Genomic DNA, 13,029 nt, shown 5'->3' on the forward strand with positions numbered 1-13,029 from the left:
GGTTACTCCGCTGCCTCCATGACGGGGGCACTACCCTTGTTCTCGTTGATCCGACGCTCGATTTCCGGCCGGAAGTGCCGGATCAGCCCCTGGATCGGCCATGCCGCCGCGTCACCGAGCGCGCAGATGGTGTGGCCTTCAACCTGCTTGGTCACTTGGAACAGCATGTCGATTTCGCTCTGGTCGGCGTCGCCGGTGCGCAGGCGTTCCATCACGCGCCACATCCAGCCGGTGCCTTCGCGGCACGGCGTGCACTGGCCGCAGCTCTCATGCTTGTAGAAGTAGGAGAGACGCGAAATGGCGCGGACGATGTCGGTCGACTTGTCCATGACGATAACGGCGGCGGTGCCGAGACCGGAGCCAAGCGCACGCAGGCCGTCAAAGTCCATCGGCGCGTCCATGATTTCCTTCGCAGGAACCAGAGGCACCGAAGACCCGCCCGGAATGACCGCCAGCAGATTGTCCCAGCCGCCCCGGATGCCGCCACAATGACGGTCGATCAGTTCGCGGAACGGGATCGACATCGATTCCTCGACGACGCAGGGCTTGTTCACATGGCCGCTAATCTGGAACAGCTTGGTGCCGCGATTATTCTCGCGACCGAAGCTGTTGAACCATGCCGCGCCGCGACGCAGGATCGTCGGGCTGACCGCAATCGATTCCACATTGTTCACGGTGGTCGGGCAGCCATAGAGGCCCGCACCCGCCGGGAATGGCGGCTTCAGGCGGGGCTGGCCCTTCTTGCCCTCGATGCTTTCTATCTGGGCGGTTTCCTCGCCGCAGATATAGGCGCCCGCGCCGCGATGGACGAATACGTCGAAATCATAGCCCGAACCGCAGGCATTCTTGCCGATAAAGCCCTTTTCATAGGCCTGCTCGACGGCGGCGAAGAGCACCTTCGCCTCATAGATGAACTCGCCGCGGATATAGATGTAGGCGGCGCGCGCCCGCATTGCGAAACCGGCAATCAGCGCGCCTTCGATCAGCTTGTGCGGATCGTGGCGGATGATTTCGCGGTCCTTGCACGAACCCGGTTCGGATTCGTCGGCGTTGATGACCAGGAAGCTCGGACGGCCGTCCTTGCTTTCCTTGGGCATGAAGCTCCACTTCATGCCGGTCGGGAAGCCTGCGCCGCCACGGCCGCGCAGGTTCGACGCCTTGATGGTGTCGATGATCGCGTCCTGGCCGATTTCCATCAGCTTCTTGGTATTGTCCCAATCGCCGCGCTTCATGGCGGCGTCGATGCCCCAATCCTGGAAGCCGTGAACGTTGGTGAAGATGCGGTCCTTGTCGGCCAGCGGGCCGACGAACGGGGCCGGTGCAGCGGGTGCGTCGCTCATGCCCAATCCCCCCGATAGTCGTGATTTTCGGTGACCATCTCCTTCAGAGTGGTCGGGCCACCTTCGGGCGCGCTCGTTTGACGGTCGATCTGCGGGCCGATCTTGGGCTGGCCGCCGGCAGCCAGCGTCTCCAGGATGGCGACGGTGCTGTCATAGGTCAGATCTTCGAAATTATCGTCGTTGATCTGGACCATCGGCGCATTGGCGCAGGCGCCAAGGCACTCGACTTCGGTCAGGGTGAACAGGCCGTCGGGGGTCGTGCCGCCCTTGACCAGACCCTTGTTCTTGCACGCGGCGAAGACATCGTCCGAACCGCGCAGCATGCACGGCGTCGTGCCGCACACCTGCACATGGTAACGGCCGACCGGCGCGAGATTGTACATGGTATAGAAGGTCGCGACTTCATAGACGCGCATGTACGGCATATCGAGCTGACGCCCGATATATTCCATCACCGGCACGGGCAGCCAGCCATTGGTCTGCGTTTCCGCACCGACCTGACGCTGGGCAAGGTCGAGCAGCGGCATCACCGCCGACTGCTGGCGACCGGCGGGATAGCGCGCGATGACCTTTTTGGCCTGTTCGGCATTTTCGGCGGTCCACTCGAACGCGCCCCAGCGCGCACGGGTTTCGGCCTCATCGGGGATATGAACTGCGTCAGCCATTATCGGTCACATTCTCCGAACACGATGTCCATCGCGCCCAGTACAGCGGTGGTGTCGGCGAGCATGTGGCCCTTCATCATGAAGTCCATAGCTTGCAGATGCGAGAAGGCGGTCGGGCGGATCTTGCAGCGATAGGGCTTGTTGCTGCCGTCGCTGACCAGATAGACGCCGAATTCGCCCTTGGGGCTTTCGGTCGCCACATAGACTTCGCCAGCCGGGACGTGGAAGCCCTCGGTATAGAGCTTGAAGTGGTGGATCAGCGCTTCCATCGACCGCTTCATCTCGCCGCGCTTGGGCGGCACCACCTTGCGATCGAAGCTCGCGATCGGCCCTTCGGGCATCTCGTTCAGGCACTGCTTCATGATGCGCGCGGACTGGCGCACTTCCTCGACGCGGACCATGAACCGGTCGTAGCAGTCATATTGCGTGCCGACCGGAATGTCGAAGTCCATGCGGTCGTAGACGTCGTAAGGCTGCGCCTTGCGGATGTCCCAGGCGATGCCCGAACCGCGCAGCATGGGACCGGAGAAGCCCCACTTCAGCGCATCTTCCTTGCTTACGACCGAGATATCGACATTGCGCTGCTTGAAGATGCGGTTGTCGACCACCAGGCTCATCGCATCCTCGAACAGGCGCGGCAGGCGGGTGTCGAGCCATTCGGCAATGTCGGTCAGCAGCTTCAAGGGCACGTCCTGATGCACACCGCCCGGCCGGAAATAGGCCGAGTGCATACGGGCGCCGGATGCGCGTTCGAAGAAGTTGAGGCAGTCCTCGCGGATTTCGAACAGCCACAGGTTCGGCGTCATCGCGCCGACGTCCATGACGTGTGATCCGAGGTTCAGCATGTGATTGCAGATGCGGGTCAGTTCCGCAAAGAACACGCGCAGATATTGCGCGCGCAGCGGCACTTCCAGGTTCAGCAGCTTTTCGACCGCCAGAACATAGCTATGCTCCATGCCGAGCGGCGAACAATAGTCCAGCCGGTCGAAATAGGGCAGCGCCTGCATGTAGGTCTTATATTCGATCAGCTTCTCGGTGCCGCGATGCAGCAGGCCGACATGCGGGTCGCAGCGCTCGACGATTTCGCCGTCCAGTTCCATGACCAGACGCAAAACGCCGTGCGCAGCGGGGTGTTGCGGACCGAAGTTAATCGTATAGTTCTGGATTTCCGTGTCGCCGAACGTCGGGTCCGCCGCGTCGGTCACATGGTCCAGCTTTTCCAGATAGTCGGACATCAGGCCTTACCTTCGGGCTTTGCAGCCCCCTTGCCTTCATCGGTGGCGGCGGCGGGCTTGGCCGGCGCGTCGGCGGACTTTTCTTCCGCCTTCTTGTTGGCGGCATCGCCAGCACCGGTGTCGGCCTTGCTTTCGGTCGCCTTGGGGGTCGATGCTGTCGGGGGAGCAGCGGCGGGCGCAGCAGCCGCAGCGGCCTTCTCGTCGCCGGGCAGCACATATTGCGCGCCTTCCCATGGCGACATGAAGTCGAAACTGCGGAAATCCTGCGCCAGCTTCACCGGCTCATAGACGACGCGCTTATCTTCTTCGGAATAACGCAGCTCGACATAGCCGGTCAGCGGGAAGTCCTTACGCTGCGGATGCCCCTTGAAGCCATAGTCCGTTAGGATGCGACGCAGGTCGGTATTGCCTTCGAACACGACGCCATACATGTCGAACACCTCGCGCTCCAACCAGCCGGCGACCGGCCAGAGGTGCGTGACGGTCGGAACGGGCGTATCTTCGTCGGTCGACACCTTCACGCGGACGCGATGGTTCCGCGTGACGCTGAGCAAATGGTAGCAAACCTCGAACCGGTCCGGACGCTCCGGATAGTCGACGCCGGCGATTTCCATCAACTGCTGGTAATGGCCCATGTCGCGCAGCGCGACCATGGCGTTGGCCAGGTCTTCGCGCACGACGGTGAAGCTCAGTTCGTCGGCATGGTCGACGGTTTCGACCAGCATGGAACCCAGCAGGGCGCCGATTTCCTCGGCAATACCTTCGGGGTTCACGATCTTGGGTGCGGAATGGGCCATATTAACGCTCGATCGTCCCGATCCGGCGGATCTTCCGCTGAAGCTGCATGATGCCATAGAGCAGAGCCTCGGCGGTCGGCGGGCAACCCGGAACATAGATGTCGACCGGCACGATGCGGTCGCAGCCACGGACTACCGAATAGCTGTAGTGGTAGTAACCACCGCCATTCGCGCAGCTGCCCATCGAAATCACATATTTCGGGTTGGACATCTGGTCGTAGACCTTGCGGAGCGCCGGGGCCATCTTGTTGCACAGCGTGCCGGCGACGATCATCACGTCCGACTGGCGCGGAGACGCGCGCGGCGCGGCGCCGAAACGCTCCATGTCGTAGCGGGGCATGTTGACGTGGATCATTTCCACGGCGCAACAGGCAAGGCCGAAGGTCATCCACCAGAGCGAGCCGGTGCGCGCCCACTGGAACAGTTCCTCGGTCGAGGTGATCAGGAAGCCTTTGTCATTCACTTCGCTGTTCAGCGAGTCAAAGAAGGCTTGGTCGGGCTGCGTCCCCACCGGCGGCATGGCGCCGGGGATGGGGCTGGTCAGTTCTACTCCCAATCGAGTGCTCCCTTCTTCCACGCATAGACGAGGCCGAGCACCAGCTCCGCTATGAAGATCATCATCGTCGCCCAGCCGGCCCAGCCGATCTGTTCGAGGCTTACAGCCCAGGGAAAGAGGAACGCCGCTTCCAGATCGAAAATGATGAACAGGATGGCGACGAGGTAGAAACGCACATCGAACTGGCTGCGCGGCTCTTCAAATGCGGGGAAACCGCATTCATATTCGGAGAGCTTGGCAGGGTCGGGCTTGTGCGCACCGGTGAGACGGCCAACCAGCATCGGCAGAAAGACGAAGGTGCCGGAAAGCAGCAAGGCGATCCCGAGAAAAATCAGGATCGGCAGATATTGGGCGAGATCGACCAATGGAATCCCCTGGGCGAAAATTGTATCTTGGGGCGCGCTTTAGGCCTGCTGCATATGCGAAGCAAGGGGCCAAGGCTGTGAGAATGAATCGCAAAAAGGCCAAGCCCTTGAAGAGCTTGGCCTCATTGGACTTTAGCGCAATGCGCCAGCAACAAGCTTGTGCAATTTGCTGTGAATTGCGTCGTTTCCGGCAATGACTTCCTTGCGTTCGATCGCCTGGTCGCCGCCGCGGAAGTCGCTGGCGAAGCCGCCCGCTTCACGAACCAGCAACAGGCCGGCCGCAACGTCCCAGGGCTGAAGACCGCTTTCCCAATAGCCGTCGTAACGGCCGGACGCGACATGGGCGAGGTCGAGCGACGCAGCGCCGAAACGGCGGATGCCGGCGACGGAGGGCGCGACCGCGCCAAAGATCCGAGTCCATTCCGCCATATTGCCATGGCCCATGAACGGGATGCCGGTGGCGATCACGCAATCGGCAAGGTCGCGGCGGGCGGAGACACGCAGGCGCTGGTCATGACGCCAGGCGCCCCGACTCTTTTCCGCCCAATAGCTTTCGTCGGTGACGGGCTGGTAGATGAGGCCTGTGGTCACTTCGCGCTTCGACCCGCCGAACAGCGGCTCCTCGACCGCGATCGAGATGGCGAAGTGCGGAATGCCGTGCAGGAAGTTGGTGGTGCCGTCGAGCGGATCGATGATCCAGCGCGGCTTGGTGGGATCGCCGGCGATCTCGCCACCCTCCTCCAGCAGGAAGCCCCAGTCGGGACGCGCCTTCTGCAATTCTTCGACCAGGGTCTTTTCCGCCTGCTGGTCGGCCTTGGACACGAAGTCGGCCGGCCCCTTGCGGCTGACCTGAAGATGCTCGACTTCGCCGAAATCGCGGCGAAGCTTCGAGCCTGCCTTGCGGGCGGCGCGTTCCATGACGGTGAGAAGGCCGGAGTGCGATACCATAGTTTTTCTCCGCCGCTCCCAGCGGGAACGGCCTGGTTGGTTATTTCTTCGGGGCGGGCTTGGCGGCTGGCTTGCCGGCGGCGGCGGCAGGGCGATAGCCACAGGTGCCGGCGATCACCGCCAGCATCTGCGACGCGTCCTTGCGATCGACCTTGCCGGCATTGGCGGCAATCACCTTGTCCGCTTCAGCGCTGATCTCGCCAATCGAATTGGAATAGAGGCAGTCGAACAAGGCGTTCTTGACCGGCTGTTCGACTTCGTTCGACTGCAACGCGGTCATGACGATGCGCAGCACATAGGCCGCGCTGTCGAGCTGCGCCTTGGTCGGCGCGGCTCGCGTCGTTTGCGCGCTGGCGCAAGCGGGGAGCGCAACCGGCAAGGCGCCGATCGCGAAGATGGCGGCCAATGCCGTGCTGCGCCCTTGCCCCATCAGTCGGCCCGCTTCACATATTCGCGCTCGTACACGTCCACCACGATGCGGGTGCCGGTGACGATGTGCGGCGGAACCATGACGCGCACGCCATTGTCGAGGATGGCGGGCTTGTAGCTGGCCGAGGCGGTCTGGCCCTTCACCACGGCGTCAGCCTCCACAACCGTCGCTTCGATAGTTTCGGGCAGTTGAACGCTGATCGGGCGTTCTTCATACATTTCGAGAACGACCATCATACCGTCCTGAAGGAAGGCGGAGGCGTCGCCGATCAGATCCTGGGCCAGGTTGATCTGCTCGTAGGTTTCGGTGTCCATGAACACCAGCATGTCGCCTTCGGCGTAGAGATACTGGAAATCCTTGGTGTCGAGGCGGATACGCTCGACCGTTTCGGCCGACCGGAAACGGACGTTGTTCTTGCGGCCGTCGATCAGGTTCTTGAGTTCCACCTGCATATAGGCGCCGCCCTTGCCGGGCTGCGTGTGCTGGATCTTCACGGCGCGCCACAGGCTGCCGTCATACTCGATGTTGTTGCCGGGACGAATCTCGACGCCGCTGATCTTCATGGGAAGAGCCTGCCTATATGTCTGAATGTGGAAAAGAGCCGGCCTCTGGGAGGCTGGGCGCGCCTTTACAGCGGGACGACCCGAAGGGCAAGGGGGAGCCGGTTCCGCCCTTAACTTCGCACTTTTCCCGCTGATGCTGAAATCATATTTCCTATGTAGGAAATTTTCGAGCGATCCTGCGATGACATTAGCATAAGTTTCGGTCTGTAGGACAGGTCAATGCTGGGCCAACAGCGGATAGGGATTGACCGCCCGCCCGCCATGCCATGGCTCACCCGGCTGCATGACGTGCACCGCGAAATGGAGATGGGGCGCGGACGGATCGGCATTGCCGGCGCTGCCGACCGTCGCGATCTGCTGCCCACGATGTAGCGCCTGCCCCTCGCGCAGACCCGGCGTATAGCCGTCGAGATGCGCATAATAATAGACGAACCGACCATCGGTCGATCGCTGATAGAGCGTGCGCCCTCCCTCCGCGCTCCAGTACAGCTTTTCCACCCGACCGTCGGCGGCGGCCAGCACCGCCCTGCCCCGCGCCGCCATGATGTCGATCGCATCGTGGGGTCGTGAACCTCCGGCGCGCGGCTGCGTGAAGGTGTCGGTCAGTGCTGAGGCGGGCACGCCTTCGACAGGAATCAGCAGGACACCGTTGTCTGCGGGCACCACAGCCTTCGACACCGATGGCGCGTCCGCCGGAACGATCCGTACGCAATAATGCGCGAAGGCGACGCAGAGCAGCAGCGCGAGCGCAATGCCGCCCCACAACCTCATGCCTGAAACTTCGCCTTGACCCCGCTCTTGACCATCTGCGCCAGGCGCGCCGCATCCCAGTTGGTCAGGCGGATGCAGCCGTGGCTTTCGGTGCGGCCGATCAGTTGCGGCTCCGGCGTCCCGTGTATGCCGTAATGATCCTTCGACAGGTCGATCCATACGACGCCGACGGGGCCGTTGGGGCCGGGCTTCAGCACCGCCTTTTCATCCTTGGACGACGCGTCCCAGAAGAGGTTTGGATTATAATGGAAATCGGGGTTGCGGCTGACGCCTTTGATCGTCCATTCGCCAAGCGGCAGCGGATCATGTTGCGACCCGGTCGTCACCGGGAACTGCGCGATCATCCGGTTTTCGGCATTGAAGACCTTGAGAAGGCCTTCGGACTTGTCGACGACGATATGGTCGGCCTGCGACTGATCCTTGGCGACGCCGAGGCTGGCGAGCGTTTCGCCCCAGCCGCGCTCGTCGCCCTCTATAGTGGCGACCGGCTGATTGTCGATCGCAGGCACGCGAACGGTCATGCCTGCGCCGATTTTCGTGTTCGGCGGGTTCAGGGTCATCAGCGCGTCAGGCGTGGTGTGGAAGCGTTCGGTGAGCTTTTCCAAAAGATTGCGGTAGGTCAGCGCCGGCAGGCTGGCCTGCTCGTTCAGCCCCCTGGGGATATTGAAGAAGGGACCGCGCGCGAAACCGTCCGGTATCTTCACCAGCCAGGTGGTCGGCCGCGCCTCTCCCTCCAGCAGCATTGCGCTGGTTTTCCGATCAAATTCGCCGGTGACGGGGAGATCATGCGCCTCCTGAAAGCCACGCAGCGCCGCCTTGTAGCTCATCCCGTCCTTGCCATCGATCACACCCGGCGAGAAACCCCAGCGATCGAGCGCGACCTGCGCCTGCAATATTGGACTGGCCTGCCAGGCATTCTGCTCCGGCACGACCTGAAACGCATAGTCGGCGTTGCGATCCGGCTGCCCGGCGGCGGCATTGTCGGGTTGGGCCGCGGTGTTCGCGGGCTGGCTCTCATTGGCGTCGGTGACGGCCACATTGCAGGCGCTGCACAAAAGCAGGGCGAGAAGCAGATGATTTCGCAAGGCAATCCTCTCCATATCGATGGGAGGACAACGCGCGAACGGGCAGAAAGCTGCCGCAGGATCAGCGCAAGGCCGCCAGCCCGGATCGCAACGCCCCGGCATCGGTCAAACCGGCGTCGATCTCGCCATGGACGGCGATCCAGATCGGCATGGCGCTTGCCAATCGCTGCCGTCCCGCCTCGGTCAGGACGAGGCGGCGAACCCGTCGATCATCGGAATCAGCCTCCGTCCGCACCAGCCCGTCCCGCTCCAGCGGCTTCAGATTGGCGGTCAGCGTCGTACGATCCATCGCCAGCAAGTGCGCCACCGACCCGACTGAGGGCGGCTGCGGCCGGTTGAGCGCGTTCAGCAGCGAAAATTGCCCGCTGGTCAGGCCCAGCGACCGGAACGCTTCGTCAAAGCGGCGCGACAGGGATCGCGCGGCACGCTGTGTCGCCAGACACAGGCAATGATCGCGTACGAACAGGGTCTGATCGGTGGAAACGAGCACTTTTGACATGCTTCATATATGTTGATATCAACTTATTAAGTCAAGAGTCGCGAGAGGAACCTGACCATGCCCATCGATCCCCAATCCGATATCGAGATTACCGGCTTTGCCTGGGTGCCCGATTTCGCGCGCGGTTTCGTGCGCGACCTGCGCCCGCGCTGGGCCTGCGAGGAAGCGGGCCTCTCCTATCGCGAAAGGCTGATCGATTTCGACACGGCCAAAGGCGCGGACTATCGCCGCGAGCAGCCCTTTGGTCAGGTGCCCGCCTATCGCGATGCCGAGGTGCAGATGTTCGAAAGCGGCGCGATGGTGCTGCGCATCGCCGAGCGATCGGAAACGCTGATGCCGCGCGATGCGGCGGGCCGATGCCGCGTGCTGACCTGGGTGACGGCGGCGCTCAACAGCGTCGAACCGTTCGTGTTCGACCTCGTCAATATCGACACCTTCAACAAGGACGCAGAATGGGCGCGGCTGCGCCGCCCGCAGGTGATCGAGACGCTGCGCGGCCGGCTGGGCAGCTTGTCGGACTGGCTGGGCGACAAAGAGTATATGGAGGGCGGCTTCACCGCCGCCGACATCATCATGGCGACGGTGCTGCGCGAAGTGTCCGACGACGCGCTGATGGCCGAGTTCCCGAACCTGCTTGCCTATCGCACCCGCTGTATCGAGCGGCCTGCCTTCCAGCGGGCGCTGGACGCGCAACTGGCGTCCTTCGCGCCCGATCCGGTTACTGCTTAACCGCCCAGAACCGCAGCGAAGGCGGCGACGCCCGCCTTCGGCCCTTCGGGATGGTTCCACACCGCCCCGCTCACCGCGAGGAAATCCGCGCCCGCCTCCACCAAAGGCGCGGCATTGTCGGCGGTGATGCCGCCGATCGCGACGCAGGGCAGTTCGAACAGCGTCGTCCACCAGCCCAGGATCGACGGATCGGGATGATGCGTCGTTTCCTTGGTCGTGGTGGGATAGAAAGCGCCGAACGCCACATAGTCGGCCCCCGCCTCCCCCGCTTCCATCGCCAGATGGCGGCTGTCATGGCAGGTGATGCCGATCTGGACCTTCGGCCCCAGCAGCTTGCGTGCTGCCCTGGGATCGCCGTCGCCCTGCCCCAGATGCACGCCATCCGCGCCCAGCCGGTGCGCAAGTTCCGCGCTGTCGTTGATGATGAAGGCGACCTCGCGCTCTGCGCACAGTTTCTGGAGCGGCGCGGCGGCAGCGGCGATAGCCTCCTCGTCCAGCCCCTTGAGCCGCAACTGGAAGGCCGCGACCTTCCCGCCATCGAAGGCGGCGGCAAGCTGCTCGATAAAGGCTTCGTCGATGGTCGGCGGAGAAATCAGGTATAGCTGGCAGGCGGGGCGGAAGCCCTGTTCGAACTGGTCGGCGAATTGCGGATCGAGCGCCAGCTCTTCTTCGGTAAAGTCGGTCATGCGCGCCTTATAACTGCTCCGTCGCGCTCGCCAAGGGCGACTGGCGGCCTGCATGCGTCGCTGATAGACGAAGCCATTCAGAACAGGGGAAAATCACCATGCGTCATGCCTTGGCTATCATCATACTCCTTTCCGGCGCGCCGCTGCTGGCGAAGGAAACGGAACGTCCGCGCGCGCGGGAAGCCGGGGTGACGGTCGGCATTCTCCAGCCCGGCCCGCTCAATGCCATTACCGACGTCGCGGGGGTGAAGGTCGGGCAGGTCACGCTCCCGCGCAGCCATGACGTCAATACCGGCGTCACCGCGATCCTGCCCCATGGCGGCAACCTGTTCCGGGACAAGGTTCCGGCGGGCTTCGTCGCCTATAACGCGTTCGGCAAGTTCATGGGATCGACGCAGGTCGCCGAACTGGGCGAGGTCGAAACACCGATCCTGCTGACCAACACGCTGAACGTCGCGGAAGCCGGCGCGGCCTCGGTCGAATGGACGCTGGCCCAGCCGGGCAATGAGGAGGTGCGATCGGTCAATGCCGTGGTCGGCGAGACGAATGACGGGATGTTGAACGACATTCGCGGCCGTCATGTGAGCATCGCCGACGCCCGTCGCGCGATCGAAAGCGCGAAGGCCGGCCCGGTCGAGGAAGGCGTGGTCGGCGCAGGCACCGGCACAATGGCATTTGGCTTCAAGGCCGGGATCGGCACATCGTCGCGCAAGCTGCCGGCGTCGCTGGGCGGCTGGATCGTCGGCGTGTTGGTGCAGGCCAATTATGGTGGCGTGCTGACGATCGCTGGCGTGCCGGTCGGCGTGAAGCTCGGCCGCTACGATTATCGGCAGCAGGTCGAGGAAAAGAAGGCGGACGGGTCGGTCGTGATCGTCATCGCCACCGATGCGCCCCTGTCCGACCGCAACCTGCGCCGCGTGGCCGAGCGGGCCTTTGGCGGTATTGCCCGGACCGGCTCCAGCTTTTCCAACGGATCGGGCGATTATGCCCTCGCCTTCTCGACCAGCGAAGCGGTGCGACGGACGGCGGTGAAGCGGGACAGAGTGGCGGCGGTCGAGGATCTGGCCAATGACCGCATGTCCCCGCTGTTCCAGGCAGTGATCGAGGCGACCGAGGAAGCGGTGCTGAACGCCCTGTTCAAGGCGCAGACGGTGGACGGCCATCGCGGCACGGCGGAAGCTCTACCGCTCGACAAGGTGCTGCCGATGCTGAAGGGGCGGTAAAGCGCCGCGTTCGAAAAAAAGGGCCGGGCGGATCGCGCCGCCCGGCCTTTTCTGCATCAGGCGTAGATCAGGCCGCGACCGGCTGCTTGGCGACCGAGGCGCCGTGGATCTCGTCGATCGCTTCGCCCAGAGAGGCGTTGAATTCCTCGTCGGTCATCTGATGGCGCAGGTCGTTCAGCAGTGCGCGGCTGAAGCTGGCGATGATGCCGCGATTCTTCGCCAGTTCGGCGCAGGCTTCGGTGCGGCTGAAGCCACCCGACAGCGCTACGACGCGCAGCACCTTGGGATGGTCGACCAACGGGTCGAACAGGCCCGGCTTGGCAGGCAGCGAAAGCTTGAGCATCACCTGCTCGCCTTCGGGCAGTGCGTCCAGATTCTTGAGGATTTCCTGAAGCAGGATTGCATCGGCTTCGGCCCGCTCGGGCGACTTGATGTTCACTTCCGGCTCGATGATCGGCATCAGGCCGCCGGCCAGCACCTGGCGGCCGACTTCGAACTGCTGCGCGACGACGGCGGCAATGCCCTCGGCATTGGCGAGGTTGACGACCGAACGCTCCTTGGTGCCGAACACGCCCAGCCCCTTGGCGCGGGCGAGCAGCGCGTCGAGGCCCGGATTGGGCTTCATCAGTTGCACGCCATTGGCTTCGTCCTCAAGACCCTTGTCGATCTTGATGAAGGGCACGACGCCGCGCTCGATCAGCGCCGTCGGGGTCGGCTTGCCGTCGACGGCGCCGTCCATGGTGCGCTCGAACAGGATCGCGCCCAGCACCTTGTCGCCGGTGAAGGGCGGCGCGGTGATCACGCGGCTGCGCATCGCATGGATCAGGCCGAACATTTCCTCTTCGGTCGACCAGGCGCTTTCGTCTACGCCATAGCCCTTGAGCGCCTTCGGCGTCGAACCGCCGCTCTGGTCGAGCGCGGCGATGAAGCCGTTCCCGTCGGCGATCTTCTGCTTCATGGTCTGATCCAGCATCTGCACATACCTTCCCTTGGGCGCGCCGCCCCTCCGGCAGCGCGAATAAGACTGTTGGCAGGCGCTCCATCGCCTGCCCGCCGGGTGCGGCGTCGGCATCATGATCGCCGATCTTCGGGCTGTTAGCCAGTCCCATGCCGCACCGCAAGAAGCGCAACCCCTGC

Annotated in this window: 16 protein-coding genes; 2 read left to right on the forward strand and 14 right to left on the reverse strand. The window is 63.4% G+C overall.

All coding sequences use genetic code 11. The features are described from left to right. Positions 1 to 2 precede the first annotated feature (2 nt). From nuoF to DM806_RS13285, 12 genes are all read right to left on the reverse strand, one after another. Positions 3 to 1,340 carry an NADH-quinone oxidoreductase subunit NuoF gene (gene nuoF / locus DM806_RS13230; RefSeq protein ID WP_179043648.1) on the reverse strand — a complete coding sequence of 446 codons (1,338 nt, stop codon included), beginning with the start codon at positions 1,338 to 1,340 and terminating at the stop codon, positions 3 to 5. Further along, positions 1,337 to 2,005 (reverse strand): complex I 24 kDa subunit family protein, encoded by a 669-nt coding sequence (locus tag DM806_RS13235; RefSeq protein WP_179043649.1) that lies wholly within the window; start codon positions 2,003 to 2,005, stop codon positions 1,337 to 1,339. Before DM806_RS13235 ends, nuoF begins: the two co-directional genes overlap by 4 nt. Next, positions 2,005 to 3,240: an NADH-quinone oxidoreductase subunit D gene (locus tag DM806_RS13240; protein WP_179043650.1), complete on the reverse strand. Its 1,236-nt coding sequence runs from the start codon at positions 3,238 to 3,240 to the stop codon at positions 2,005 to 2,007. The genes DM806_RS13235 and DM806_RS13240 overlap by 1 nt, the downstream gene beginning before the upstream one ends. After that, the gene (locus DM806_RS13245) at positions 3,240 to 4,037 is read right to left on the reverse strand and encodes an NADH-quinone oxidoreductase subunit C (RefSeq protein WP_179043651.1); all 798 of its coding nucleotides are present in this window, start codon (positions 4,035 to 4,037) and stop codon (positions 3,240 to 3,242) included. The genes DM806_RS13240 and DM806_RS13245 overlap by 1 nt, the downstream gene beginning before the upstream one ends. 1 nt (position 4,038) lies before the next feature. Then, positions 4,039 to 4,593, reverse strand: coding sequence for a NuoB/complex I 20 kDa subunit family protein (locus DM806_RS13250; RefSeq protein ID WP_372859523.1), 555 nt, complete (start codon positions 4,591 to 4,593; stop codon positions 4,039 to 4,041). Beyond that, positions 4,584 to 4,958: an NADH-quinone oxidoreductase subunit A gene (locus DM806_RS13255; RefSeq protein WP_179043652.1), complete on the reverse strand. Its 375-nt coding sequence runs from the start codon at positions 4,956 to 4,958 to the stop codon at positions 4,584 to 4,586. The genes DM806_RS13250 and DM806_RS13255 overlap by 10 nt, the downstream gene beginning before the upstream one ends. Positions 4,959 to 5,090: 132 nt before the next feature. After that, positions 5,091 to 5,906 (reverse strand): inositol monophosphatase family protein, encoded by an 816-nt coding sequence (locus DM806_RS13260; protein ID WP_179043653.1) that lies wholly within the window; start codon positions 5,904 to 5,906, stop codon positions 5,091 to 5,093. 40 nt (positions 5,907 to 5,946) lie between these two features. Beyond that, positions 5,947 to 6,336: a hypothetical protein gene (locus DM806_RS13265; RefSeq protein ID WP_179043654.1), complete on the reverse strand. Its 390-nt coding sequence runs from the start codon at positions 6,334 to 6,336 to the stop codon at positions 5,947 to 5,949. Further along, entirely contained in the window at positions 6,336 to 6,899 is a 564-nt protein-coding gene (gene efp / locus DM806_RS13270) for an elongation factor P (protein ID WP_066855666.1), read from the reverse strand. The genes DM806_RS13265 and efp overlap by 1 nt, the downstream gene beginning before the upstream one ends. 216 nt (positions 6,900 to 7,115) lie before the next feature. Then, positions 7,116 to 7,670, reverse strand: coding sequence for a M23 family metallopeptidase (locus tag DM806_RS13275; protein ID WP_179043655.1), 555 nt, complete (start codon positions 7,668 to 7,670; stop codon positions 7,116 to 7,118). Further along, a complete protein-coding gene (locus tag DM806_RS13280; protein WP_256869299.1) occupies positions 7,667 to 8,755 on the reverse strand; it encodes a L,D-transpeptidase family protein in 1,089 nt (362 codons plus the stop codon). The genes DM806_RS13275 and DM806_RS13280 overlap by 4 nt, the downstream gene beginning before the upstream one ends. Positions 8,756 to 8,816: 61 nt before the next feature. Further along, a complete protein-coding gene (locus tag DM806_RS13285) occupies positions 8,817 to 9,254 on the reverse strand; it encodes a MarR family winged helix-turn-helix transcriptional regulator (RefSeq protein ID WP_179043657.1) in 438 nt (145 codons plus the stop codon). Between the two features lie 57 nt (positions 9,255 to 9,311). Between DM806_RS13285 and DM806_RS13290 the strand changes: the two genes are divergently transcribed. Continuing rightward, the gene (locus DM806_RS13290; protein WP_179043658.1) at positions 9,312 to 9,983 is read left to right on the forward strand and encodes a glutathione S-transferase family protein; all 672 of its coding nucleotides are present in this window, start codon (positions 9,312 to 9,314) and stop codon (positions 9,981 to 9,983) included. Here DM806_RS13290 and thiE read toward each other — a convergent pair. Further along, the gene (thiE, locus tag DM806_RS13295; protein ID WP_179043659.1) at positions 9,980 to 10,669 is read right to left on the reverse strand and encodes a thiamine phosphate synthase; all 690 of its coding nucleotides are present in this window, start codon (positions 10,667 to 10,669) and stop codon (positions 9,980 to 9,982) included. The two genes, DM806_RS13290 and thiE, sit on opposite strands and share 4 nt — an antisense overlap. 98 nt (positions 10,670 to 10,767) lie before the next feature. Between thiE and DM806_RS13300 the strand changes: the two genes are divergently transcribed. Then, positions 10,768 to 11,892, forward strand: a complete 1,125-nt coding sequence (locus DM806_RS13300) for a DmpA family aminopeptidase (protein ID WP_179043660.1) — start codon at positions 10,768 to 10,770, stop codon at positions 11,890 to 11,892. Positions 11,893 to 11,959: 67 nt separating this feature from the next. Here the strand turns inward: DM806_RS13300 and DM806_RS13305 are convergent, their stop codons facing one another. Further along, positions 11,960 to 12,865, reverse strand: coding sequence for a fructose bisphosphate aldolase (locus DM806_RS13305; protein WP_179043783.1), 906 nt, complete (start codon positions 12,863 to 12,865; stop codon positions 11,960 to 11,962). Between the last annotated feature and the right edge of the window lie 164 nt (positions 12,866 to 13,029).

This window comes from Sphingobium lactosutens (genome assembly GCF_013393185.1).
In the GTDB taxonomy this organism is placed as follows: domain Bacteria; phylum Pseudomonadota; class Alphaproteobacteria; order Sphingomonadales; family Sphingomonadaceae; genus Sphingobium; species Sphingobium lactosutens_A.

Bases quoted from the DNA above. Each gene is read 5' to 3' on its own strand.
- DM806_RS13235 (WP_179043649.1), bottom strand. From the start codon at position 2,005: ATGGCTGACGCAGTTCATATCCCCGATGAGGCCGAAACCCGTGCGCGC.
- DM806_RS13245 (WP_179043651.1), bottom strand. From the start codon at position 4,037: ATGGCCCATTCCGCACCCAAGATCGTGAACCCCGAAGGTATTGCCGAG.
- efp (WP_066855666.1), bottom strand. From the start codon at position 6,899: ATGAAGATCAGCGGCGTCGAGATTCGTCCCGGCAACAACATCGAGTAT.
- DM806_RS13265 (WP_179043654.1), bottom strand. From the start codon at position 6,336: ATGGGGCAAGGGCGCAGCACGGCATTGGCCGCCATCTTCGCGATCGGC.
- thiE (WP_179043659.1), bottom strand. From the start codon at position 10,669: ATGACCGACTTTACCGAAGAAGAGCTGGCGCTCGATCCGCAATTCGCC.
- DM806_RS13285 (WP_179043657.1), bottom strand. From the start codon at position 9,254: ATGTCAAAAGTGCTCGTTTCCACCGATCAGACCCTGTTCGTACGCGAT.
- nuoF (WP_179043648.1), bottom strand. From the start codon at position 1,340: ATGAGCGACGCACCCGCTGCACCGGCCCCGTTCGTCGGCCCGCTGGCC.
- DM806_RS13300 (WP_179043660.1), top strand. From the start codon at position 10,768: ATGCGTCATGCCTTGGCTATCATCATACTCCTTTCCGGCGCGCCGCTG.
- DM806_RS13240 (WP_179043650.1), bottom strand. From the start codon at position 3,240: ATGTCCGACTATCTGGAAAAGCTGGACCATGTGACCGACGCGGCGGAC.
- DM806_RS13275 (WP_179043655.1), bottom strand. From the start codon at position 7,670: ATGAGGTTGTGGGGCGGCATTGCGCTCGCGCTGCTGCTCTGCGTCGCC.
- DM806_RS13305 (WP_179043783.1), bottom strand. From the start codon at position 12,865: ATGCTGGATCAGACCATGAAGCAGAAGATCGCCGACGGGAACGGCTTC.
- DM806_RS13290 (WP_179043658.1), top strand. From the start codon at position 9,312: ATGCCCATCGATCCCCAATCCGATATCGAGATTACCGGCTTTGCCTGG.
- DM806_RS13260 (WP_179043653.1), bottom strand. From the start codon at position 5,906: ATGGTATCGCACTCCGGCCTTCTCACCGTCATGGAACGCGCCGCCCGC.